Origin of the sequence: Desulfuromonas acetoxidans DSM 684 (assembly GCF_000167355.1) — a bacterium.
Classification (GTDB): domain Bacteria; phylum Desulfobacterota; class Desulfuromonadia; order Desulfuromonadales; family Desulfuromonadaceae; genus Desulfuromonas; species Desulfuromonas acetoxidans.
Window position 1 is genome coordinate 46,570 of sequence record NZ_AAEW02000020.1, and the last position, 21,877, is coordinate 68,446.

A 21,877-nucleotide genomic window follows, 5' to 3' on the forward strand; every position below is an offset into this window, starting at 1 on the left:
CAAATACTTACCGATCCTAATTGCGAAACAATGAATTGGTCCAATTATTGCTGTCCACATTACAAACTAAAGATTCACAATATGGACCATGGTTTGTGGATGAAACTCTTAGGAAAGGATAAGACAGCATGAAAAAAGAGTGGAAAGTAGAAAACGCTGATGGCTCTTACACCGTTCGCACCTGCGGCTGGTCGCCCCCAGGAGAACACCCGGTCGGCTGTGGGATGAAATTGACGGTCAAAGATGGCCAACTGGTGGATGTGGAAGGTGATCCAGAGCACCCTATTACCAATGGGCGCTTGTGCGTCAGGTGCCTGACGTTGCCGGAATATGTCCACCACCCGAACCGTATCACCACGCCGATGAAGCGTGATCCCAAGGATCGTGGTAAGGACAAATGGACGCCGATCAGTTGGGATGAGGCCTGGGATATTATCATCCCGAAAATCAATCAACTGAAACAGGATCACGGAGCTGAATCGATTATCGTTTTCGGCGGTACCGGGCGCGAGGCCTGCCTCTATTACTACCCGTTGGCGTTCGCCTCGATCGGTACACCCAACGTCAGCCAGCCGATCAGCGGCTGGTCCTGCTACGGACCGCGCTGTGCCATTACCGATTTTATTCTCGGCGCCGGTTACCCGGAGATTGATTTCGCCGGCAACTACCCCGACCGTTATGACAATCCGAATTTCGAACTCCCCCAATATGTCGTGATCTGGGGCAAGAACCCGCTCTATTCAAATCCGGACGGTTTCTTCGGCCACTCCATTATCGACATGAAGAAACGCGGCACCAAATTTATCCATATCGATCCGCGGATGACCTGGCTGGGGACACGTTCTGAGTATGTGTGTCGCTTACGGCCGGGAACCGACACCGCTTTGGCGCTGGGCTTCCTTAACGTCATCATCAATGAAGAGCTGTATGACAAAGAGTTTGTCGAGAAGTGGTGTTACGGGTTTGACGAGCTGAAAGAGCGGGTCCAGCAGTATCCGCCCAAAAAGGTCGCTGATATCACCTGGGTGCCGGAGTCAACGATTATCGAGGTGGCCCGAACCATGGCGACAGCAAAGCCGTGTTCAATCCAGTGGGGTCTGGCGGTCGACATGAACCCGAACGGTGTTCAACTGGGGCATTCCATCCTGGCGTTGACTGCGATCACCGGCAACCTGGATGTCCCAGGTGGTCTTACCCTCGGACCGCCATCGTCTCTGCTTGGCAAATGGCGCATGGAGACGCGGAGCAATCTGTCTGACGAACTTTGGGATAAACGTCTTGGCGCGAAAGAATGGCCGGCGGTTGGTGCCGTTATGGCGACCACCCACCCTGACGAAACCCTCGACACTCTTGAAACGGGCAAGCCGTACAAGCTGCGCATGGCCTGGATCAACAGTACCAATGTCCTGGCTCCGTCGAGCGCGGTGCAGCCGGAGCGCTGGTATAAGGCGTTACAGCAGATGGAGTTGATCGTCGCTCAGGATCTGTTCCACAACCCGACAACCATGGCCTTAGCCGACATCTTCCTGCCCTTGCCGACCTTCGCTGAGCACAACGGCGTCGTCATTACCAATTACGGCCGCAACGCTATCACTCTGGGGGCAATGAATGAGGCGCTACGGGTTGGTGATACCAAATCAGACCTTGAGGTCTGTATGGAACTGGGCAAGCGTTTGCACCCGGACATGTGGCCGTTCGAAACGGTGCAGGACTTTTTTACCAACCAACTCCAGCCAGAACTGGGAATCGATTTCGAAGGTTTGAGCGAACTGGGTGTTTATCAACCGCCCTACGATTATCGCAAGTACGAAAAGGGCCTGCTACGCATGGATGGCGAGCCGGGTTTCAACACCGTTACCGGGTTGGTCGAGTTGTCTTCGACCCTGTTTGAAAACTGGGGGGATGATGCGCTGCCTTACTACAAAGAGCCTCCTTATGGACCGGTCTCAACACCGGAGTTGTTCAAAGAGTATCCGCTGATTCTCACTTCCGGCGCCCGGCGGACGACTTCGTTCCATTCCGAGCATCGCCAGATCGAAACCCTGCGCGATATCGATCCCGATCCGCTGGTCGAATTAAATCCAGAGACGGCCGCGAAGCTGAATATCAATCACGGCGATTGGGTCGAACTGGAGAATATGTTCGGCAAATGCCGGATGAAAGCGCACCTGACAACGACGATTCATCCAAAGGTTTGCCACGCCCAACACGGCTGGTGGTATCCGGAAAAAGAGGGTGAAGCACCAAGCTTATTCGGGGTGTGGGATGCCAACCTCAACACCATGATCCCGCATAAAACCATCGGTACCCTTGGTTTTGGCGCCCCCTATAAGCAGATGATCTGCAAAGCAAAGCGGGTCGAGGGACCAGAGCTTTCCTGAGGCGCTCGCAAGGTCCGGTTTTGTAAGCAGGAAAAACGAACAAAGCAAAGGAGCATACGCAAATGGCAACAAACGGATTGCTGATCAATTACCAATACTGTACAGGCTGTCACAGTTGCGAAGTGGCTTGTAAAAATGCCCTTAAACTCCCTCGTGGGAAGTCGGGGATCAAATTACTTGAGAACGGCCCATGGGAAGTGACGCCCGAGAAATTTGAATGGGATTACATCCCGGTTCCGACCCAGCTGTGCAACCTCTGCGCTGATCGCGTGGAGGAAGGGAAAAAGCCGTCATGTGTCCATCATTGTCTGGCTCAATGTATCGAATATGGCAGTGCTGAGGAACTCGCGGCCAGAGCTGCCGAGCTTGGCGAAAAAACAGCTATTTTCTTTCCGTAAACAGATCTTCTGAGGTCCCTGCGGCGCGGTTTTTCCATCCTTACGTGCCGACGGGGACCTCTGGTCCAGAGGCAATTCATGATGAGTTGCTTTTCAACGATGACAAAGGAGAAGAAAGATGCCAACACAACATTACAATCGATGGGCCATTCTGGTGGCGGCAATTGTATCCAATATCTGTATTGGAACGCTTTACGCCTGGAGTGTGTTCGCCAACCCGCTGGGACAGAAATTCGGTTGGGCAGGACCAGCGCTGGCGTTGGTCTTTACCATAAATCATGGGTTAAGTCCGGTCGCATCGACTGTTGGTGGTTTCATTCAGGACAAGATGGGGGCCCGCAATGGCATGATCATCGGTGGTTTGATGTTCACCATCGGCCTGTACCTGTCTGGAACCGTAGCGCAAGTCAGCTCTCTCTACCTGACTTACAGCGTGCTGGCCGGAACCGGGGGCGCTATCATTTATTGCGCCAACCTGGGCAACACGGTCAAATTCTTTCCCGATAAGCGTGGACTGGCATCGGGCCTTTGCGCCGCCGGTTACGGCTGCGGAGCAATGATTGTCGCCCCAATTGCCAGCGCTTTGATTATTAAATACGGGGTATTGGAAACCTTCCAGATCCTCGGCGGAACCTTTTTCATTATTATCGCCGCCTGTACTGCAATCGTAAAAAAAGCCCCGGCCGGATATCAGCCTGTCGGTTGGACCCCACCTGCGGTCAGTGTCAACAGTAGCGGTTCTGTCGATGTTATCTGGCATCGGATGATACGGGATATCGTCTGGTGGATGGTATTGATGATGATGTTCTGCGGTACAATGTCCGGCTTGATGATTCTAGCCCACGCTTCGCCAATCGGTCAGTTGATGTTTAAACTGACCCCGATGAAAGCGGCTTTTTTCGTCAGTATTATTACTCTGGCCAACGCCCTTGGGCGGATCGGGTTTGGTGCATTGTCCGACAAAGTTGGCCGTTCCAACACCATTATGGTGATGTACATCGTTTCGGCACTCTCGCTGTTTAATCTGACATTTACCGGAACGGTTGCCGGCTTTGTTGCTTCCGGCATCGGAGTCGGGGCGGTCTTTGGCGGTTTTATGGGGACCATGCCGACGATCATCAGCGAACGTTACGGGCTAAAACGATTCGGCGTCAATTACGGTATCACTTTTATCGGCTTAAGCATGGCGGCACTGACCGGCCCACTGACCGCAGCCAAGGTGCGGGTTGCGACGGGCGTTTACGACAATGCATTTCTGATTGCACTGGGCGTCAACCTTGCTGGTTTGATCTTTGCGGCAGCGTTCCGGATTCTGGATAAACGTACAAGCAATAAATTTGCGGACTAGTGCTCTGACAAGCCGAAAATGCGATTTCCGTCTTGCTCACAAAATCAAGGACTTGAAAACCTGTCCTTGATTTTGATCGCCCGTCCATGGGCTCCGCAGTCTGTTCTTCAACAGCCTGCCAGGCAATACCCGCAGTGTCCTGAGCATTATCATTTATTTTTCTGTCACAAATAGAATACGAGCCGGGTTCTGCCCGGCTTTTTTATTTTTCCAGTTGGAATTGTCTGCCGGTTAATGCAAGATTGCCGACAGATTATCATCTACTTTGATGTGGGAAATAAGTCCCCTTTTTCGTTGCAGGGAGAATGCAATGGCGATGGCGTCATCCGTTAAATTATTTCAGGTTCTGGAACTCTTATGCCAGGGTGGGCCTGTTAAGGCGATGACGTTGAGCCGTGAGCTCGGTTTCAATAAAAGCTCAATTCACCGATTTCTGAATACGCTCATGGAAATGGGCTATGTCGTTCAGGATAACGAAACCGGCCTTTACAGCGCCAGCCTGAAAGTTTATGAGTTGGGAGTGCAGGTTAAGAACCGCTTCGGGATCTCAAAAATTGCCGCGCCGATCTTACGGCGTTTGCAGGTTGAGGTGAATGCTGCGGTCAACCTTGGGGTGTTACAGAATAATGAAATGCTGACCCTTGAGCGATTCACCCCGGATGACGAGAACGTCAAAATTATCGTCAAGGCGAAGTTGCCAGCCTATTGTACCGCACTCGGGAAGATCCTTTTGGCCTATCTCGACGAGGAGAGTTTCGAGCGCTACATGGCGACGACCGAACTTAAAGCCATTACCCGCAGAACCGTGACCGATCCGGCTGAGTTTCGCGCGATGATTGCCCAGATCCGCAACAACGGCCTTGCTGTCGATGATCGGGAGCTGGATGAAAATATTCGTTCGATTGCAACGCCGGTACGGGATGAGAGCGGTCTTGTCGTGGCGGGTCTATCGATTACCGCCGCCGCCACGCGATTGGCGGGAGAGGATTTAGCCGAGGCGCAACGCAAGCTATACCTGGCGACCGACAAACTCTGTACTGCTCTGGGCAACACTGCTGAAAGCTGACTTGAAGGGAAAAGAGATAAAAAAGACCCAGTCTGCTTTTAGCTAGTTGATAGTTCCAACGCCCAAGCTCAACCGCGCAGTTTTTTGCGTCGGCTGGAGCGCATTGTTGGGCAGCCTTGCTCACGCGTCCCCCCCTATGTCCTGTAGCTCAATCATAGGTCGATAAAAAAGCAACCCCAATGCCGCGAGAGCCGCGAACGATGCTCCGGCAATAAATGTGGCCGAGGCTCCGTAAATACTCCATAGTGACCCAGCGATAACGCTGGCCAGCAGCAACACCCCACCACTTACCAGATTAAACACACCGAAGGCCGTCCCAAGTAGCTCAGAGGGTGCTGTATCGGCAACAAGTTTCGATAACAAACCTTGGGTGAATGCCATATGCAGTCCCCAGAACGCCACACCAACGAAGGCGAGCGACGGTGAAACGGCCATCGCTAATATGACATCAGCGACGATGAGTAATCCAAGTCCGAACACTAATAACTTTCGTGCCGAAAGTCGGTCAGCCGCCACGCCTGCGGGATAGGAGAATAAGGAGTAGACAATATTCATCACAATCATAATTGCAGGCACATAACCGATAGCAAGTCCGACGTCCTGAGCACGAAGAATAAGAAACGCCTCACTGAAGCGGGCAAGAGTAAAGACAGCTCCCAGAATAACGACAAACCAGTATCCGAGAGGCAGGCGTTTGGCATCCTTCAAGGTCAGGTGATTTCTCGAATGTGTGGTGTTTTCAGTGGACTCAGGTTCGCGCAGTGCAACAATCAGTAGAAAGACCGCGATGAACGCAGGGATCACAGCGATCCACAACACTGATTTGATGTCGTTTGCGAACAAGATCATAAAGACAACCGCGAGCAACGGCCCGACAAAAGCCCCCACTGAATCCAGCGCCTGGCGCAGGCCATAGGCCGCACCTCGAAGCGGTGGTGGGGCAATATCGGCGATCAGCGCATCGCGGGGTGCGCCCCGAATCCCTTTGCCAATGCGATCGACAAAACGGGCGCCGAACACCCATCCAATGGATGTTGCGAGTGGAAATACCGGTTTGGTCAAGGCCCCAATGGCATACCCAGTCACAACGAGAATTTTGCGTTTCCTGAAATAATCACTCAGCGCGCCGGAAAACACCTTCGTGGTCGCAGCGATGCCCTCGGCAACACCCTCGATAATCCCTACTGTGACCATGGATGCGCCGAGTACCGTGGTCATAAATATCGGCAAGAGGCTGTGAACTAGCTCCGATGATACATCCATAAACAGCGAGACAAATCCGAGCACCCAAATACCGCTTGGCAACTTGCGATCAACGCCTTTTGTCGAAGATAGCGGTTCAGGGTTATTTGTTTGTGATGAGGTCATGAGAGCTTTTTTCTACGCAGCCTAACGGCTCACATAAGGTGCACCGTGGTGGCGGAGTCCCCGCGAGTGAGAACGAGCGATCTTAATGTGATGGTTAGAGGGATGTACACTAACGTGTTCCTATACCTATAACGGCAAAAGGAAAAAACACAACCCTCGAAGACCTTGGCAGAACAGCGCCAATGAGTAAGCGTGCGACCGCTCCACCAAGTGCAAACTCTCCGACCACTGTGAAACGGACAGGAGTTTCATAGATGATCCTTCCAAAAAAGAGACAAAGAAAGAGACAAAGGGGTCAAAACAAAGGAACAAAGGGGTCACCCATTAAAAGGCTGCCATCAGGCAGCTTCGCTGCAATCACTTTTTAGGCATAATCTTCTAATTCACTTTTCCAAACCATGAGGACATCTATCGCGTTTCGAGTCTTCTCTTCATCCAGAAAGGTAAGTCCCATTTCTAAATAAGCTATTCGCTTTAGGTAGGTAAACAGCTCATCGTCTCTTTCAGACTTCACCAATTCAAAGATCTTTGGAAGATATGAATAATACTCATCACGTGCACCTGGAAATTCTGATACGCAAAGTGGGTCCCAAAGGTAATGGACGACTTCGTCAATCCGACGATACAACTCGGTATCTGTCGTGCCAAGCTGGGGTATGTGTAGTGGTTGAGTCATATGCCTAACGCCGCGCTCTGCGGCAAATTTGGAGCGCAGCGGAAAATTTGTCCGACAGCAGCGCCTTGTTAGTTGCGTTGAATGCCATATGCTCTGCGCCATTGGGTTCTAGGTTTACACTGGACATTCGTCAAATGTTCATTGAGATGATTCAGATTCCTTCCGTTCCGCTCTACGAGCCTCCTACCTTTTACGCGTTTATCGATTGTATTGAAACATTCTGCATAAAATGTTCTGACTATATCTGGCATATTTGGCTTGTAGCCTTTTTCAATTTCCAAGAATCTACGGATACACAATGCAACAAGATCGGAAAGTTGGATCATTGGGTTTTTTCTTGAATCAATCGGATAGCTAAACTCTACTATCCATTTAACTTTTTGGTTCTTTGGGACTTCAAATCGTCTATTTTGAACGATTGCTTCAACACTTTCGTGATGCTCTTCTTTTTCGTCCAGAACAATCATACCGCGAGCCGACTGACCGAGATTCTCCTTAACGTGCCAGTTCATATAAGTAATTAGATAGTCAAAGGACAATAGGTATGGGTGATTACTGTCATACACGGTATCAAATGCACATTCCGCATTCACCAAAGACTCTTTCTCTAATGCGAAAAAATGGACGTGATGACCAAGTTCATCAATTAGGCCAAGTAAATCTCGAACAAGTTGCAATCTATCCTGAATCGGGTGCCCATCAAAAGGGCCTTCGCCATTTGGTGATAGAAGCTCATTTGAATGCACCTCAAAGCCCTGAGGCACATTACCGTTAAAATAATCAGAAATTATTCGATCAAGGCGCTCTTTAGTGTTATTCCATTTTTTATCTGCAACGCTAAGTCCAGCAAGTACAAAAATTGGCTGCTGTTCATCCTGTAAATTAGCGCCAGTATCACCACTTTCGTCTAAATAGAAAAAATGCACTCGATATTTTCCTTGTGTGAGCAACTAACAAGTTATTAGTTCGTTTCTTCATATCTCATTTGAGGTGCCGTTGACCACAGCCCCCCAATAAGACAACTCTGACCATGACCTCCTAAAAAAATCACGTAGGTATGCGTAAAGTCAAGAATAAAACTTGAAGATTGCCTTATGAATATTACAGTAAAAAAGAGATAAACGAGAATAAAGATATTACGTATGATCAAGCTGCCGAAAGCGCTTTTAGAAGAATTCAACGATTAGTAAGAGAGTGAGGCGATTGATGTTAATCGTCATGGTGTGTGAAATTTAAGACCTGCCCCGAGGGTCCCAACTTCACTGATTAAGCTATCTGATCACTGCTGCCACTGATACAAAGTGTCACAAATGACGTCGAAACAACCCGGCTCCCTCACGACTTCCTGATATCCCGGTACAGCTCCCACCCACTGGCCGAGTCGGACATTGGGTTCCTGGGTGAGATAAAGGGTGGGCAATCCCATCAGTGCCGGGCCATCCATGCCGGCCGTGGTAACACCGATCTGGCCGAGCAGGCCATGGCGGCATCTCAATCCTTCAAATAGTTGCAATTGCGCTCGGCGCATGTCCGGTCCTTGAAAGAGCGGCTCTTTCCAACACAGGGTCAGGTTGATCGCGCTTGGCGGAACAAGCTCCCGAGGAACAGCATCGCCAAAAAATATTGGAGTGAGCCCGGCCTTCACTACCAGCTCAGCAAGCTGACGCAATTCATCGAAACAGGTATTGCGCTCGGCATCGTGATCACCCGTTCGAACCCAAAGCAACACCTTGCGGCCTGGCTGCCCTCCCACACGATGATCGATCCATGAGGTTAAGGAATCCGCTGGTGATTCGTCGCCTAGGAAAGCTACGCGAAGGGTGCGCTGCGCTCCTGCCGCATCGGCGTGAAAAGCCTGAGCGATGATATGTGTCAGATGCTTGGGGCTTGCGGGACGAGACCGATAGGGACGGAGAGAGTCTTTCAATCCGGCATCGAGAAGGAATCGTTTGGCTTGCACTTCCTGGGCAGCGCCGGGTCTGATCTGGATGAGGACACCAGCTAAGAGTGCTGCGGCAGCCAGATACCAGCCTTCGCCAAAGGAAAAGCCGGGATCAGCATGAAAAGTGTAGGCACGGTTGCGCTCTGTGACGATTGCCCTGGCCTCTGTTGCGGCGACTTGCGCTTTATCCGCAAGCGCTTGGGCTTTGGCCGTATCAAGTTGCCGGGCAAGCTCTGCGGCTGCCGATGCCGCCTCTTCTGCCGTGCACACGATCTGCTCGACGCGCTGCCAGCCGTCTTCGCAATCAGCCAAGGTGGGCGCCCGCTGCGACCCGCGTGAGAGCTGACCGGCACCATAGCGCGCATCCTCTGCTCTGGCCGTGTGAGCTTGGAGCAAAATCCATTGGAGTGAGGCAATTTCCTGCTCTTCTATCCCGTTCTCCATCGCCCTGGTGCCGAGCAGAACAATCTGCTCCAACCGGGATCGATAGTCATCGCGCACGCCGGGCAGATGCAGTTTCCCCTGCAATGCCGTAGCTCTCTCCCAAAGGCTGGCGGCCTCTTGTGTCGGCCCGCCGCTATCAATTTCATTATTCACAGGATTTTCTTCGACCAGGTTTTCGGCGCGAGCGGCCCGTCTATTTCCAGCTCCACATTATGTAAAAAGGGACGCGGTCCGCGCGATTTGATCCAGTCGATCATCACGGCCAAGCCCTCTTCCAGTTTCACCTTGGGCTGGTAATCGAGCAGTCGCCGGGCTTTGTCGGCGCTGCAGTTGGCAAACAAAACCTCCTGAGGGCGTCCATCGATCCGGTTCGGCTGCAGATCAAAATCGAGCAACCGGGCGATCATGGCGGCGAGCTCGTTGATGGTGACAAACTCATCGTCGGGGCCGATATTGATCACCTCTGCGACACAGCGGTCGTCTGTGGCCATCCGCAGCAGCGGATCGACCACATCGGAGACATAACTGAAACAACGCTTTTGATGGCCCCCGCCGTAGATATAGGGTTGCCGCCCCTGCAACATCAGGTTGATGAAAATGGCCGCCACGTTGCGATAAGGATCGTCGTAGCGCTGCCGAGGCCCGATAATATTGTGCGGAACCGCCACCACCCATTCCATACCGTGCGTTTCGGCAATATTGGCCAGCAGCCGTTCCGCGCTCCATTTCGCGATGCCGTAAGGGTCTTGAGGAGCCGGGATCATATCCTCGGTAAACGGAACCTGATTGGTGCCGTACCGAGCCATAGACGAACAGAGCACGAAGCGCCTCACGCCCCCGGCTGCTGCTGCGGAAACAACGCCTGTGGTAGCGGTGACGACATTGCTAGTGACCAGATGCGGGCTGAAAACGGAGAGGCCTTCATAAGCTGTAGCGGCGCAATGGTAGACGACCTCGACATCTTTGAGCAGAGGGGCCAGCGAGGCAAAATCGTTGCAGTCGATTTGATGAAACGCAGCGCCGTGCGGGACATTGTCCAGATAACCACCGATCAGGTTATCACATCCCGCAACGCTGTAGCCTTCGGCCAGACAGCGTTCCGCAATATGACTTCCTAAAAAGCCTGCGATACCGGTAATGAAAATTCGTTTTTCGTTCAATTGAGGCATACCATATTAGATGGATTGTTCGGTTCTGTAGCCGTGAACTGGGTTGGACAAAAAACAGGCTTAAATTTTAACCAATTGACTTACTTGAGAAATATTTTTTTATTGACCGGGGTCAAATAGAATGTCCCTAATCTCCCCGGTTGATGAGTTTATTATATTTCTTTGAACAACGCCCTGTAAGCGAGAATAGCCTCTGTCTCAAACTTTGGATAAAGAACATTTAAAGGTTCTGGTTCGCCGTAAGAAGGCCATAGCTGCTTTTTAATCCATTCGAAAAATGCAGTTGCTATTTTGAATGCATTTTCCAAGTGCGGCACAGGTGCCCTGAATTTTGGGTCCCTATGCGCTACGTATTTATTTCTAAAAAGTCTCATTTCTTCGTGATACTCGGCCCACTCCTCAGATCTAAAATTAGTCGATTCACAAATTAAGTTTCTTATTTCTTTTTCAAATTTGTCTTTTCCTGTAAGGCAGGTTTTTTTCCATTGAATTTCATTTTTGTCCGGCCCAAAAACCATGCACCAAAGGGTTATTGCTTTCAATATGTGGGCGTTCATTGTGTGGCAAAAAAAATCGTAATTCTCCTCTAGCTTCTCTAAATCTTGGTGGATTGATCGGTAGTAGGCTAGGGATCGGGTAAATGCATAGAGGACGTCAATTTGCTGCTCAACTACTTCTTTGTGAAGTATATAGTTTTCAGTAATCAGTTCAGTTTTCATTTTGAAATATAACGTTGGAGTTCAGTGGATGTCGAGCGTAGCGAGGGAATCAGGAGCTCGCTCCTGGCAGTCCGCTGCAACGACGGGCTAGGCCTTTTTCTCTTCAAATCCCGTAAAATACTTAAATACTTTTCTTTCTTCAGATGATGCTCTTCTTAACGAGATGACTCGAACTGTTTCTTTTTCACGCATTGTGGAGACGAAAAAGACAACATTCCCTTCACTGTCAACGGTCATATGCTCATGCCTGATTTCGTCTTTATTACTCAGCGCAACCCTTGAAATGTAGGGTGGTTGCGGGACTGGAAGAATGACCCTTTCAAGAAAATAGACTGCGCTCAATAACGAATATTTATGTGTTTTTCTATTTTTTTCTTCTTTTTCAGGATCAAAATCAATCGTGGTTGAACCAATGATTACTCTGAAATCATGCTCTTCCCACAGAAAATTACTCATTTTTTATGCCTAACAATGACTTTATACACATACGGCAAAGAGTTCGACCTGAAAAGAGCCTCTCAGTTCGCTAAATTTCTGGGTGGCCAGTCGCGACTATGAACACTGGTGTGAATCATGGAAAGGGTGCGAAACACTATACTCGGCATCAGAGTCTTTGCAACCCAGCCCGTTCAGCAGCCCAGAACATAAAATGGATAGTGCTTCACTATTCTACGCGCAGCACCAATCCACCGACATATTCCGGCACCAGATCATCCGCCTCCAGCTCACACAGCTCACTTTCCCAGATGGCCAGACAGTAGTGGACAAACGGCGTGGTGCCTGGAGCTTGGGATTCAAGCCAGCGACTTGTTTCATCGCGCAATGCAGTCATGGCTTCGTCACTGCGTGTTAACGTAGCATGCAACTGGCTAAGCTCCTGAATCGGAAACGGGCGGAAGGCAAAATCGCGGCCCATGATACGCTGGGCCAGTGCGGTGAGGAAAATTTCCGACAGGGTCAGCTCGCTGCCCAGATCGGGCACGCAGCCGTCGAGGTCGATATCCTCCGGAGCGCCGAGCGGCAACAGGCCCTGTTCGCCAAACACGGCCTGCAACATGTCGATGCACTGCAGTTCCTCATCCACCAGTGTGACCTCGGCCATGGTGGCAAAGGGGCGCTGGTCGGCGCGGGTTTCATCCATCAGGCCGTTGAAGAAGCGCGGTTTTTCCTGACACAGCGCTGTGATCACGGCGGCATCCGGGCCATCGAGATACGGCCCCAACACACTTTGAGAAATCGTGCGCGCACGCTGGCGCAGGGAGGCGGTCAGGCTGTAGCCGAGTTGAAACAGATGCTGCAGATAAACGCTGTGGAACAGCTCGGTGGCTTTTCCCGCGTCGCTTCCCGCTAAATAGCCCAGCGCCAGGTTGAGGTAATGATAAACATCTTCAATAGTTTCGCGCACATCATTCGGTTCACCGTAATTCACTCCATCGGCACTCATGGCGCGATTGAGCAGAAACGTCAGTTCATGGGCGAGGTCTTCATTCAATCCTCCGGCCATGACATCGGCGAGTAGATCGTGCGGCTGTACCGTGGTCACCAGGAATCCGGGAGCCACCCCGCCGGTGCTTTGCGCCGTATAAATACCCTGCGGTTTAACATGCTGCTGCGGATCAAAGCGTTGCGGATCGATCACTTGGTACAGAGAGCGCGACTCAAAGCGTTCGACAAAACCGAGATCTCCGAGACGACCGCAGCGCAACTGAAACACATCCTCCTGCAGGGCGCTGTCCATCTCGTGGCGCACCGCCTCCATCAAGCGCAGATACAGCTCCTGGCGCTCGCGAAACAGCACATCCTGAAACGCTTCCATCAGTTTGGCGACATCGCTGTTGCGATAGTCGCATTCGTACACCTGGTCAAAGCGCTTGCGATTGGCCAGCAGGTCTTCGTCATCGTCGGTCAGTGATTCCAGGCCACTGACCACGGTCAGCTGCTTTTTGACCATCATCACCAGCAGTTCAAAATCAAAATCGTCGATCAGACGTAAAAATTCCTCTTCGTCCTGAATCAGCAGCAGATGCAGCCAAACCAGAGCGTTTTCCGCATCAAGCTGATCGCCATCCCAGCAGTCCATATCCACACACAGGGTCACCTGTTCCGGGCTGGCCAGGCCGATCAGTTCCACGGCATCGAGAGCACCGAGTTCCTTGACCAGCAAAAACACTTCCTGGGCGGGCAAACTCTGTACCAGCGCGGGACTGTTTTCGGCATTGAGAATCAGTTGATATTTCTGCCGGCCACTGCTGGCCTGAACTTGTTGCAGATAAGGGTCCGAGGAGGGCAGTGTGGCAAGAGATTGAGGGGTTTGGTCTTCCATAGCAGATCCTGTTGGTTGGTCGTTCACGGTTATGCCCAATGTAGGTCGCCGTGATTTGTGGGTCAAGGGAACAGCACGAAAAATGATTTATTTTTGGACGTGGACCGGCAGCACGGTATACTTGGATTCATGAGACGCGTCAAGAACAAAACATTTTACGGGCTGGTTCTGCTCTGGTTGCTGGTGCCGACAATCCAAGCTTGGTCCACAAATCACACGGACACAGAATTCACGACTGCTGACCTGCAAGCGCTGGTGCGCCAAGTAGAGACCCAGTACAACGGCAACTCGGCACATGGCCGCATGATCATGAAGATTGCCACCGAGCACTGGCAACGCACCCTGACCATGGAGATGTGGTCGTGGCAGCGCGAGCGGTTTCTCACCCGCATTGAGGCACCGGCCAAAGAACGCGGCGTTGCCACGCTGAAGATTGACCGTGACGTCTGGAACTACCTGCCCAAGGTGGACCGCACCATCAAGATTCCGTCGTCAATGATGGGCGGTTCGTGGATGGGCAGCCACATCACCAATGATGATCTGGTCAAATCGAGTCAGGTGGACAAGGAGTACGAGTTCTCGCTGGTGCGGGCTGATGAGGTGGAGATCGTCATCGACTGTCTGCCCAAACCCGATACTGTCACGGTGTGGGGCAAGCTGGTCTACACCATTGACCGCCCGACCATGACCCCGGCGCAGATCGACTATTTTGATGAAGACCTGAAGCTGGTGCGCCATCTGTACTTTGACCGCATCGAGCAGATCGGTGATCGCACCATCCCCATGCGCATGCGCGTCGAGCCGGTGGACAAACCCGGCGAATCCACCGAATTGATCTATGAAGAGATCGCTTTCGACATCGGCCTGACGCCCGAGTACTTCTCTCTGCGCAACCTGAAAAAGCGCTAGCCATGCTGATCAAACTGGCGTTTCTCAACCTCGGCCGCAACCGGCGCCGCACCCTGCTTACCCTGAGTTCGCTGGTCATTTCGGCGGCCATGCTGATTTTGTCGCTGGGGATTTTCTCCGGCATGTTTGCCGATATGCTGTCGTCAGCCACCGATAACTACACCGGTCACATCACCATCAGCCGCCCCGACTACCAGCAAGAACACGATCTGTATCTCAATTTCAGTCCCGCGCCCGCCCTACTCGACAAACTGCAGCACACTCGCGGAATCACCGGGCTGTCTGAGCGACTGCGTGCTTTCGGCCTGCTCAGTGGCCGTGACCAGAGTCGGCCCGCCGAACTGCTCGGCGTCGATTTTGCTCAGGAACCGCAGGTCACCACCTTGAATCAAAAGCTCATCGCCGGGACATTCCCGACCAATAGCGCTGCCGGTCAAGGCGTAATCGGCAGCGCCCTGGCCCGCCGACTCGGCGTGACTGTCGGTGATGAACTGGTGCTGGTCTCCCAGGCTGCGGACGGCTCCATTGCCAATGCCCTGCTTACGGTCAGTGGCATTTTCGACAGCGGTGACCAGATGCTCAACACGCGGCTGGCCCTGGTGGATCTGCACTGGCTGCAGAACACCATGGCATTGCCGGGCAAAGTGCATGAGATTGTGTTGCGCTGCCAACAGCCGCTACGGGCGGCCACGCTGGCCGCCACCCTGCAACAACAATTGGGCGACACGGAGGAGGTGCTCGACTGGGGCAAGCGCTTACCACAAATGCAGGAGGTGATTGCCTCCTACGACATCAGCCGCCTGATCTTTGTCGCCATTCTCTACAGCGCCGCCGCCCTCGGCGTGCTCAACACCTTCTATATGGCGGTGCTGGAGCGTGCTACCGAGTTCGGCGTGTTGCTGGCGCTGGGGATGCCGCCGCGCCGTTTGCGCTGGCTGGTGGTATTGGAAAGCCTGCTGCTTGGGGCCTTGGCTCTGGTCGGTGCCTTGTTGCTCGGCGGCGTGTTGACCTGGTGGATGAGCCGTTACGGCATTGACCTCAGCAATCAGCTCAGTGCCGTCACCTATGCCGGTGGCACCATCCCGCCGCGTCTGCATGCGGTGCATGACTGGAACAATTATCTGATCCCGTCGTTGTGCCTGTTGTTGGTCAGCATTGCGGCCAGTTACCTTCCGGCGCGCCGTGCCTCGCGTCTGCAACCCGTTGATGTGTTAAGGAGGTTGTAGATGGACGCTCTGTTGTTCGCCTGGCGCAACCTGTGGCACAACCGCCGCCGCACCCTGATCACCCTGGCGGCGGTCAGCCTGACCCTGATGCTGACCCAGGCGATGCATAATCTGGCCATCGGCAGTTATCAGCAGATGATCTACAGCGGCGTGCGCTCCGGCTCTGGTCATTTGACCGTCTACCACACCCAATATCGTCAGGATCGCAGCGAATCACTCAGTTTTGCCCGCCAACCTGTGGAACAGATGGTCCATGACACCATCCCCGCATTGCAAAGTGCGCCGCGCATCTACCTGAGCGCCCTGGCCCAGTCGAGCTATGACAGCCGCGCCGTCGCCCTGACCGGCATCGATATGGCCACAGAGAGTACCTTCAACCCGTATCTCAAGAAATTACCTGCAGACGAATACCTGCGAACGGACGAACGGCGCGACGCTCTGGTCGGAGAAAAGCTGTGCCGCGAATTGAAGCTGCGGCCGGGACAAAAGCTGGTGGTGACCTTACAGAACGCCGAGGGCGAGATGGTCAGTGAACTGCTGCGCATTCGCGGCGTACTGCACACCGGGGTCAACGAGGTGGACAGCGGCCTGATCATGATCAATCTGACCATGGCGCAGAAACTGCTCGGTCGACCCGGCCACATCCACGAGCTGGCTCTGCTCGTTGAGCAGGACGACACCATCAACGACACAGTGGCAACACTAACCGAGCAACTGCGCGATCAGCCGCAATTGGAAGTTGTCCCCTGGCAGGTGGCCATGCCCAATCTGGCCGACGCCATCCGTCTCGACTATGCCAGCCAGAATGTGATTCTGGTGATCATGATGGTGATCGTCACCATCGGCATCGTCAACACGCTGTTGATGTCGGTCATGGAACGAATTCACGAATTTGGCATCATGCTGGCGGTAGGTGCCGGACGCGGACGGCTGGTACAGTTGGTGGCCTGCGAAGCCTCGTTGCTCGGCATCCTGTCCGCCATCATCGGCACCTGTTGCGGCAGTCTGTTGACCTGGTATCTGGTTATCGTCGGCATTGATTTACGTGACTTCATGTCGGAAGACATGGAATTTGGCGGCGTGGTGTTCGATCCGATCATGCGCGCGGCCTGGGACCCTTTATGGATGACGCAAACCGCCCTGTATATTATCCTATTATGCCTGATCGCGGCACTGTATCCAGCGTGGAAGGCCACGCGGCTGACAGTAGTAGATGCGATCCGGCATCACTAGAGACAAGTGAACTGATGGAGAGAAAATCACTGCTCGGGCAATTACCCAAGCCCTCCCGTACTGCAGCGCCGAACGCAAGGAGCTGGAGCCCGCGTCATGTGGGCACCACCTACGCGAACAGAGGAGATTCGCCAGAGCCGTTGGTTCAACACAATGAACCATAGAAGAGCCAGACCAAAGATCAAGATCGCCGGGTTTCGCCCCGGCAGGCGACATCCTTTTGGCAAGCCGCCCAAAAGGATGCAAAAGCCAGCTAGGGCTTCACAGTGATTTCTTGACTTAGATAAAATGAGTCGTCTTCCGCCATGCTTCACGAATTCGGCTCGTCGCCCTTTAGGTCAACGAATCGTGCGCCTCATCAGCGATGGCATTGACGGTGATAACAGTCGTGATCTTGATTAACCAAGTTGTGCTGGCACCACGACAAAGAGGGAGTGGGCTTTGCCCACCCCACGGGCAGTAAAGCTGAACAGCCTGCGATTAACAAGATAATACCTACAAACAGCGGACGGGAGAAATACCATGGCCCTGATCGAACTAAGCCAACTGTGCAAAACCTACCAAAGCGGTGAGCAACAGATCAAAGCCGTCGACCATGTCGATCTGACCATCGAAGCCGGCGAGTTCTGCGTGCTGGCCGGACCCTCCGGCAGCGGCAAGACCACCCTGCTCAATCTGATCGGTTGCCTCGATGAACCCACCTCCGGCACCATCTGCCTTGACGGTGAGGAAACCAGCTCACGCTCGGTTCGCGAACTGGCCGATTTCCGTCTACACAACATCGGCTTTATCTTCCAGGCCTACAACCTGATCCCGGTGCTCACCGCTGAAGAAAACGCCGCCTTTGCCCTGATGCTGCTCAAGATTCCGGTCGAACAACGCCGCCAACGCGTTCACGAACTGTTCGCCACCCTGGGACTTGAGGGACTTGAAAAGCGTAAACCGTCTGACCTGTCCGGTGGCCAGCAACAACGGGTGGCCGTCGCCCGAGCCATGGCCAGCTCTCCTGCCGTCATTCTCGCTGACGAACCGACAGCCAATCTGGATTCAGCCACGAGTGAGCATCTGCTGGAAATGATGCACCAACTCAATCAGGAACAGGGAACCACGTTTGTGTTCAGCTCCCACGATCCTCTTGTTATCAATAAAGCAGATCGGGTCATTGAGCTCCACGACGGCCAATTACGCAATGACACCCGAAGGATGGCCTGATGCGTCTTTGCGTCCTGATTACCATTTTATTAGGTCTCATGCCGCTATCACCTGCCGAAGCGATTCAAGGCCATACCCGTCTGATAAGCACCTGGCAGGACACCACCCTCTTTTACCCCAGCCAATGGAGTAGCGCGGCAGAACTGCGCGTTCACGACAAACGGTCCCTGACATCATCGTCATCATTTGAATGGGGGGCAACAGCAACAAGCTGGTATCGTCAACATCCATCAGCCTGGCAAACAGTTCGCCCCAATCAACGTATCGACCTGACGAAAGTCACCGGTGAAAACGATCATTCCACCAGCCGAGGCGAAATTGACCGTTTGGCGATCCACGCCACCATCGACCGCCATCAACTCACCGTGGGCCGTCAGGCCATTGGTTTTGGTCGCATTGTTCTCTATTCTCCGCTCGATATTATCGCCCCGTTCGCTCCTGATGCTCTGATCACCGACGTACGCCCCGGCATTGACGCCCTACGCTGGAATATCAACCTCTCGGCGGCCAGTCAGCTACAGGCCATTCACATCTGGGGACAGGACAATGCCGACAACAGCACCTTGGTCGCCTTTGAAGCCCTGCTTGACTGGGGAGATCTGCTTCTTCTCGGTGGCGAGCTGGCCGGACGACCAATGATGGGGGCAGGTATTGCCGGGCAGTGGTCTGGCATTGGCCTTAAACTGGAAGCCACCACCTATGGCCGCAAGCCACATCGAGATGGTGATGACCCTCACGATGAATTTACCATCGCCGCTGTTGAATGCGATGCCCGCCTGTTTGACGATGTTTACCTGACCGTCGATTATCTGTTTAACGGCTGTGGCAGTGATAAGCCTGAAGATGCCACTGCGATTCTCGCCAGTGCATTTTATCAGGAACAGCGCGCCTACCTGAGTGGTCGCCATTATCTGATCAGCGCCTTGTCCGCCGAACTTCATCCTTTAGTCACCGCTGAACTGTTTGGCCTGCTCAACCTTGAGGATCACTCCGTCATGATCCGTCCGGGACTGAACGTGTCGCTGTCTGACAATTTGAGTCTGGACATGCATTATGCCTGGCTTGCAGGCCATCGCGGTAGCGTGTCACAGCCCGCGAGTGAGTTTGGCGATCAGGGTGATCAGGCCTCCGTATTTTTGAGCTATTATTTCTAAGATCAACAACGCCATCAACCGACAATGCCCCTACTGCAATGGCCAACGGCTCCAGTGGATTGAACATTCAATTCCGCTATAAAAAGGCTCGTCAATGCCTCCCGTCACATGATATAGTTTAGCCAGATTAAAACAGGGTCGGCTCTTGTTCTGCGCGCACGACACAGAACAACCTTGCCCCCGCCCCCCTAGACCCGAAATGACACGGATACCGAATCATGCTTAAATCCATTCTGATCGTCGATGATTCCCCTGTTGCCCGCATGATCATGAAGAAATGCCTTCCGGCGGATCATGGTTTAACCATCTACGAAGCGGCCAATGGTCAGGAGGGAATCTCCCAATATGAAGCGCATAAACCGGATGTAACGTTTATGGATCTCACCATGCCCGTTATGGACGGATTTCAGGCGCTTGCGGAGATCAAGCAGAAATATCCACAGGCTGTGGTCATTGTTGCGACAGCGGACATTCAGGAAAAAGTACTGAGTCGGGTCGCGACTCTGGGGGCGCTTCATACGATCAAAAAGCCCCCCTCTAAGTCGGCGCTGCAAGAGGCGCTGGATCTTGCCGAATCCGCTCTGCCATCGTAAAGGAGAATCCGCATGACTACGGAAAACCTCGATGACATTTTTGCGCAGGATGAAAAAGATATTCTTCAGGAAGTCATGAATATCGCCTTTGGTCAGGCTTCAGCTGAGCTGGCCGAAGTCATTGATATCTTTGTCATTCTCAGCGTGCCGGACATTCAGGTCCTTAAAGGCAGCAACCTTCCTGAATACCTGTGCGATGAGCTGCAATCCAACGGCACGGTTAACATTATCGAACAAGGCTTTCTCGGCAAATTTGCCGGCCAAGCTCTGCTTATTTTTCCCACGGGTGCAGAAAAAGATCTGCTGACCCTGTTCAATTCGGACGAGGACTACATCCAGAACGATAACGATGTCGACATGGATACCCTGGAACAGGAGACCCTGATCGAGGTGGGCAATATTCTGATTGGTGCCTGCATCGGCAAAATCGCCGAACTGCTTGATGATGTCGTTACGTATGATCCGCCACGGTTAATGGCCAAAGATCTGTGCCTCGATGACTGCAGCCAGTCGCCGGTTGCCGCCGAAAGCTTTGTCATTTCTATCCGCACCGTGTTCCGTTTTGAACAACAGAATGTCGAAGGCTATCTGTTCCTCATCACCAACCAGAAATCCATTGACTGGTTGAAAAAAGCTCTGCTGGCCTTTTTGGAGTCGTTCGGGTGATTTTTTCGCAGATTTTTGAAACCATCAATACCGGTCTGGTTGTCCTCGACAAAGAGATGACGGTGCGCCACTGGAACCGCTGGATGGCCCTTCACAGCCAGATTGACAAGGAAGAGATCGTCGGCAAAAATCTTTTCGAATTTTTCCCGGCACTTGACCGTCCCCACTTTCAGCGAAACTGCCGTTCCGTTCTGGCGTTTGGCCATTTTTGTTTTTTTTCACAAAAACTGCACAAATACCTGTTTCCGATGACACCCGCCGGTTCTCTGGCTGAAGAATTCGACTATATGCAGCAAAGCTGTTCCATGGGGCCATTGCGCAATGCCGAGGGTCAGGTTGAATTTTTATACCTCTCGGTCCAGGACGTCAGTGAAGTTGTCTCCTACCAGAAAAAACTGGTGCGCATGAACCAGACAGACCCACTCACCGGGGTCTATAATCGCAATTTTATGGAATCACAGCTTGAAAAAGAGGTGGTCCGCTGTCAGCGCTTCAAACACAACCTCAGCTTGTTGATGATTGATGTCGACCTGTTTAAGAACGTCAATGACAACTACGGCCATCAATGCGGCGACTTTGCGTTAAAAGAGATCACCCAACGCATTTCGGCAAAAATACGCCAAACCGATTTTCTCATCCGTTATGGTGGCGATGAATTCTGCTGCTTACTGACGGAAACCGCTCCGGACAAAGCAATCAAAGTCGCGGAATTGCTCCGCCAACAAATCTGCAACAGCCCGTTCCAGTTTAAAGACATCACCTTCAACGTCACCATCAGCATCGGGGTTGCCGGTTTTGATGAAACAGACATTGATGTTGAAAGCCTGCTGCGTAAAGCAGACAGCGCCCTCTATATGGCCAAACAAAGTGGCCGGAACACCGTAATCGATACCTTTTCCTGATTCCTTGCCTCAACGTCGTTGCGTGTTGAAAACTTTTTTCAATTTCATTGTTGACCAATTTGGTTACATTTGATAGAACTACAAACGTCTCAACAATTAAAACGAAGCAATAACGTTATCACTGACAATAATCAAACAAGGAGAATGA

20 protein-coding genes are annotated in these 21,877 nt (G+C 52.4%); 12 read left to right on the forward strand and 8 right to left on the reverse strand.

The genetic code is table 11. The features are described 5' to 3' along the window. Nucleotides 1–128: 128 nt before the first annotated feature. The 4 genes from DACE_RS14265 (at nucleotide 129) to DACE_RS14280 (ending at nucleotide 5,193) form a co-directional block, all read left to right on the forward strand. A complete protein-coding gene (locus tag DACE_RS14265) occupies nucleotides 129–2,381 on the forward strand; it encodes a molybdopterin-dependent oxidoreductase (protein WP_006002360.1) in 2,253 nt (750 codons plus the stop codon). A 62-nt stretch (nucleotides 2,382–2,443) separates the two neighbouring features. Continuing rightward, nucleotides 2,444–2,779 (forward strand): 4Fe-4S dicluster domain-containing protein, encoded by a 336-nt coding sequence (locus DACE_RS14270; RefSeq protein ID WP_006002363.1) that lies wholly within the window; start codon nucleotides 2,444–2,446, stop codon nucleotides 2,777–2,779. A gap of 118 nt (nucleotides 2,780–2,897) precedes the next feature. Continuing rightward, on the forward strand, nucleotides 2,898–4,127 hold the full coding sequence (locus DACE_RS14275) for an L-lactate MFS transporter (RefSeq protein ID WP_006002365.1): 1,230 nt from the start codon (nucleotides 2,898–2,900) through the stop codon (nucleotides 4,125–4,127). A 310-nt stretch (nucleotides 4,128–4,437) separates the two neighbouring features. After that, nucleotides 4,438–5,193 (forward strand): IclR family transcriptional regulator, encoded by a 756-nt coding sequence (locus tag DACE_RS14280; RefSeq protein ID WP_006002367.1) that lies wholly within the window; start codon nucleotides 4,438–4,440, stop codon nucleotides 5,191–5,193. 120 nt (nucleotides 5,194–5,313) lie between these two features. Here the strand turns inward: DACE_RS14280 and DACE_RS14285 are convergent, their stop codons facing one another. From DACE_RS14285 to DACE_RS14320, 8 genes are all read right to left on the reverse strand, one after another. Beyond that, on the reverse strand, nucleotides 5,314–6,561 hold the full coding sequence (locus tag DACE_RS14285) for an MFS transporter (RefSeq protein WP_006002369.1): 1,248 nt from the start codon (nucleotides 6,559–6,561) through the stop codon (nucleotides 5,314–5,316). A 364-nt stretch (nucleotides 6,562–6,925) separates the two neighbouring features. After that, on the reverse strand, nucleotides 6,926–7,237 hold the full coding sequence (locus DACE_RS14290; RefSeq protein WP_050770038.1) for a hypothetical protein: 312 nt from the start codon (nucleotides 7,235–7,237) through the stop codon (nucleotides 6,926–6,928). Nucleotides 7,238–7,305: 68 nt separating this feature from the next. After that, nucleotides 7,306–8,163, reverse strand: coding sequence for a DUF3800 domain-containing protein (locus DACE_RS14295; RefSeq protein WP_155809152.1), 858 nt, complete (start codon nucleotides 8,161–8,163; stop codon nucleotides 7,306–7,308). A gap of 353 nt (nucleotides 8,164–8,516) precedes the next feature. Next, a complete protein-coding gene (locus DACE_RS14300; RefSeq protein WP_238326429.1) occupies nucleotides 8,517–9,776 on the reverse strand; it encodes a hypothetical protein in 1,260 nt (419 codons plus the stop codon). After that, the gene (locus tag DACE_RS14305) at nucleotides 9,773–10,792 is read right to left on the reverse strand and encodes an NAD-dependent epimerase/dehydratase family protein (protein WP_006002374.1); all 1,020 of its coding nucleotides are present in this window, start codon (nucleotides 10,790–10,792) and stop codon (nucleotides 9,773–9,775) included. Before DACE_RS14305 ends, DACE_RS14300 begins: the two co-directional genes overlap by 4 nt. Nucleotides 10,793–10,944: 152 nt before the next feature. Then, a complete protein-coding gene (locus tag DACE_RS17580; protein ID WP_050770039.1) occupies nucleotides 10,945–11,511 on the reverse strand; it encodes a hypothetical protein in 567 nt (188 codons plus the stop codon). Between the two features lie 87 nt (nucleotides 11,512–11,598). Next, nucleotides 11,599–11,967 carry a BrnT family toxin gene (locus DACE_RS14315; RefSeq protein WP_006002376.1) on the reverse strand — a complete coding sequence of 123 codons (369 nt, stop codon included), beginning with the start codon at nucleotides 11,965–11,967 and terminating at the stop codon, nucleotides 11,599–11,601. A 208-nt stretch (nucleotides 11,968–12,175) separates the two neighbouring features. Further along, entirely contained in the window at nucleotides 12,176–13,834 is a 1,659-nt protein-coding gene (locus DACE_RS14320) for a DUF6178 family protein (RefSeq protein ID WP_006002378.1), read from the reverse strand. A 129-nt stretch (nucleotides 13,835–13,963) separates the two neighbouring features. On the opposite strand from DACE_RS14320, the gene DACE_RS14325 reads away from it, so the two are divergent. From DACE_RS14325 to DACE_RS14360, 8 genes are all read left to right on the forward strand, one after another. Next, nucleotides 13,964–14,743: an outer membrane lipoprotein-sorting protein gene (locus DACE_RS14325; protein ID WP_155809153.1), complete on the forward strand. Its 780-nt coding sequence runs from the start codon at nucleotides 13,964–13,966 to the stop codon at nucleotides 14,741–14,743. 2 nt (nucleotides 14,744–14,745) lie between these two features. Continuing rightward, the gene (locus DACE_RS14330) at nucleotides 14,746–15,969 is read left to right on the forward strand and encodes an ABC transporter permease (protein ID WP_006002381.1); all 1,224 of its coding nucleotides are present in this window, start codon (nucleotides 14,746–14,748) and stop codon (nucleotides 15,967–15,969) included. Continuing rightward, nucleotides 15,970–17,202 (forward strand): ABC transporter permease, encoded by a 1,233-nt coding sequence (locus tag DACE_RS14335; RefSeq protein WP_006002383.1) that lies wholly within the window; start codon nucleotides 15,970–15,972, stop codon nucleotides 17,200–17,202. It abuts the gene before it with no gap. A 522-nt stretch (nucleotides 17,203–17,724) separates the two neighbouring features. Next, the gene (locus DACE_RS14340; protein WP_006002385.1) at nucleotides 17,725–18,414 is read left to right on the forward strand and encodes an ABC transporter ATP-binding protein; all 690 of its coding nucleotides are present in this window, start codon (nucleotides 17,725–17,727) and stop codon (nucleotides 18,412–18,414) included. Beyond that, on the forward strand, nucleotides 18,414–19,568 hold the full coding sequence (locus DACE_RS14345) for a hypothetical protein (protein ID WP_006002387.1): 1,155 nt from the start codon (nucleotides 18,414–18,416) through the stop codon (nucleotides 19,566–19,568). Before DACE_RS14340 ends, DACE_RS14345 begins: the two co-directional genes overlap by 1 nt. A 218-nt stretch (nucleotides 19,569–19,786) precedes the next feature. Continuing rightward, entirely contained in the window at nucleotides 19,787–20,161 is a 375-nt protein-coding gene (locus DACE_RS14350) for a response regulator (protein WP_006002390.1), read from the forward strand. A 12-nt stretch (nucleotides 20,162–20,173) separates the two neighbouring features. Beyond that, nucleotides 20,174–20,827 (forward strand): chemotaxis protein CheC, encoded by a 654-nt coding sequence (locus tag DACE_RS14355; RefSeq protein ID WP_006002392.1) that lies wholly within the window; start codon nucleotides 20,174–20,176, stop codon nucleotides 20,825–20,827. After that, nucleotides 20,824–21,729 carry a sensor domain-containing diguanylate cyclase gene (locus DACE_RS14360; RefSeq protein WP_006002394.1) on the forward strand — a complete coding sequence of 302 codons (906 nt, stop codon included), beginning with the start codon at nucleotides 20,824–20,826 and terminating at the stop codon, nucleotides 21,727–21,729. The genes DACE_RS14355 and DACE_RS14360 overlap by 4 nt, the downstream gene beginning before the upstream one ends. Nucleotides 21,730–21,877 lie beyond the last annotated feature (148 nt).

Excerpts from the sequence above, each read along its gene's own strand:
- DACE_RS14270 (WP_006002363.1), top strand. The coding sequence starts at position 2,444 with ATGGCAACAAACGGATTGCTGATCAATTACCAATACTGTACAGGCTGT.
- DACE_RS14330 (WP_006002381.1), top strand. The coding sequence starts at position 14,746 with ATGCTGATCAAACTGGCGTTTCTCAACCTCGGCCGCAACCGGCGCCGC.
- DACE_RS14280 (WP_006002367.1), top strand. The coding sequence starts at position 4,438 with ATGGCGATGGCGTCATCCGTTAAATTATTTCAGGTTCTGGAACTCTTA.
- DACE_RS14285 (WP_006002369.1), bottom strand. The coding sequence starts at position 6,561 with ATGACCTCATCACAAACAAATAACCCTGAACCGCTATCTTCGACAAAA.
- DACE_RS14335 (WP_006002383.1), top strand. The coding sequence starts at position 15,970 with ATGGACGCTCTGTTGTTCGCCTGGCGCAACCTGTGGCACAACCGCCGC.
- DACE_RS14345 (WP_006002387.1), top strand. The coding sequence starts at position 18,414 with ATGCGTCTTTGCGTCCTGATTACCATTTTATTAGGTCTCATGCCGCTA.
- DACE_RS14275 (WP_006002365.1), top strand. The coding sequence starts at position 2,898 with ATGCCAACACAACATTACAATCGATGGGCCATTCTGGTGGCGGCAATT.
- DACE_RS14320 (WP_006002378.1), bottom strand. The coding sequence starts at position 13,834 with ATGGAAGACCAAACCCCTCAATCTCTTGCCACACTGCCCTCCTCGGAC.
- DACE_RS14325 (WP_155809153.1), top strand. The coding sequence starts at position 13,964 with ATGAGACGCGTCAAGAACAAAACATTTTACGGGCTGGTTCTGCTCTGG.
- DACE_RS14350 (WP_006002390.1), top strand. The coding sequence starts at position 19,787 with ATGCTTAAATCCATTCTGATCGTCGATGATTCCCCTGTTGCCCGCATG.
- DACE_RS14290 (WP_050770038.1), bottom strand. The coding sequence starts at position 7,237 with ATGACTCAACCACTACACATACCCCAGCTTGGCACGACAGATACCGAG.
- DACE_RS14265 (WP_006002360.1), top strand. The coding sequence starts at position 129 with ATGAAAAAAGAGTGGAAAGTAGAAAACGCTGATGGCTCTTACACCGTT.
- DACE_RS14340 (WP_006002385.1), top strand. The coding sequence starts at position 17,725 with ATGGCCCTGATCGAACTAAGCCAACTGTGCAAAACCTACCAAAGCGGT.
- DACE_RS14355 (WP_006002392.1), top strand. The coding sequence starts at position 20,174 with ATGACTACGGAAAACCTCGATGACATTTTTGCGCAGGATGAAAAAGAT.
- DACE_RS14315 (WP_006002376.1), bottom strand. The coding sequence starts at position 11,967 with ATGAGTAATTTTCTGTGGGAAGAGCATGATTTCAGAGTAATCATTGGT.
- DACE_RS17580 (WP_050770039.1), bottom strand. The coding sequence starts at position 11,511 with ATGAAAACTGAACTGATTACTGAAAACTATATACTTCACAAAGAAGTA.
- DACE_RS14305 (WP_006002374.1), bottom strand. The coding sequence starts at position 10,792 with ATGCCTCAATTGAACGAAAAACGAATTTTCATTACCGGTATCGCAGGC.